The organism is Oleiphilus sp. HI0066, assembly GCF_001635725.1.
This window is the reverse complement of sequence record NZ_LWFH01000547.1, coordinates 1-820: the sequence shown is the minus strand read 5'-3', so window position 1 is coordinate 820 and position 820 is coordinate 1. Positions and strand designations below refer to the sequence as shown.

Annotated in this window: 1 protein-coding gene; it reads left to right on the top strand. The window is 46.0% G+C overall.

The window, feature by feature from the left end; translation table 11 throughout:
- On the top strand, positions 1–640 hold a 640-nt coding region (locus A3738_RS07350; RefSeq protein WP_231876564.1), incomplete at its 5' end, for a methyl-accepting chemotaxis protein.
- Positions 641–820: the final 180 nt, after the last annotated feature.

Here is an 820-nt window from a genome sequence, read left to right as displayed (position 1 = left end):
TGAGGCACGTGCACAAACTGGACAATCGATCGTTCAAGCAACCGTTACAGCTATTGATCGCCTAGCGAACGAAATAAAACTTTCTGTCGACCACATCCACAAGGTATCGGACGACAGTAAAGAAATTACGAATGCATTGGTCGAGATTAAAGCCATTGCAGAGCAAACCAATCTTCTCGCTTTGAATGCCGCGATCGAAGCTGCTCGAGCTGGAGAACAAGGACGCGGCTTTGCCGTGGTAGCTGACGAGGTACGAACCTTGTCACAGCGCACTCAAAAGTCGACCGAAGATATCGATTTAATGGTAGACAAACTCCACAAAGGTGTTGGTCTTGCTGTCAACTCAATGACCAAGAGCCACCAAACGACTGATGAAACGGTTTCACACAGCGCTGAAGTCAGCGCGGCCCTCGAACAAATCGTAAACAGCGTAGGAAGCATTGTTGCGATGAGCCAGCAAATTGCAGGCGCCGCCGAAGAGCAGTCAATGATGACCGAGCACATTCAAAACAGCGCTCAACAAATATCTCAACTTGGAGCTCAGTCTCAAACAAATGCTGACGAATCTCTGACAGCAAGTGATCAACTTATGTCTAGCACGCAGAACCTTGAAGCCTTAATCAACAACTTCAAAATTTAACGCACCACTCACTCTCTGGCGCACCTTTATGATAAGTTTATAAATCGTGCGTCAAACTATTTGTATGACGGCACCGTTTAATAACAATTACATTATGAATCGTCGCGGATTTTAGTAAACATGCTCGCTAAACAATTTCCATGGATCATCGCACTTTTATTACTAGCGGGTTCGGTCGCG